This is a genomic window from Citrobacter sp. Cpo142 (assembly GCF_030332425.1).
GTDB lineage: Bacteria > Pseudomonadota > Gammaproteobacteria > Enterobacterales > Enterobacteriaceae > Citrobacter > Citrobacter portucalensis.
Map to the genome: position 1 here is coordinate 1 of NZ_JAOWHW010000058.1, position 291 is coordinate 291.

Below are 291 nucleotides of genomic sequence, written 5' to 3' on the forward strand. Positions count from 1 at the left end.
GTGTTGAGGCCAACGCCCATAATGCGGGCGGTTGCCCGGCATCCAACACCATTCATGGCCATATCAATGATTTTCTGGTGTGTACCGGGCTGAGAGGCGGTGTAAGTGAACTGCAGTTGCCATGTTTTACGGCAGTGAGAGCAGAGATAGCGCTGATGTCCGGCAGTACTTTTACCGTTACGCACCACGCCTTCAGTAGCTGAGCAGGAGGGACAACTGATGGAGATGGAAGCCACGGGAGCACCTCAAAAACACCATCGTACACTAAATCAGTAAGTTGGCACCATTACC

At 52.6% G+C, this 291-nt stretch carries 1 protein-coding gene; it reads right to left on the bottom strand.

The features are described 5' to 3' along the window. A partial coding sequence (locus tag OGY18_RS02895; RefSeq protein WP_001735594.1) for an IS1-like element transposase occupies window positions 1-236 on the bottom strand: 236 nt, incomplete at its 3' end. Window positions 237-291: the final 55 nt, after the last annotated feature.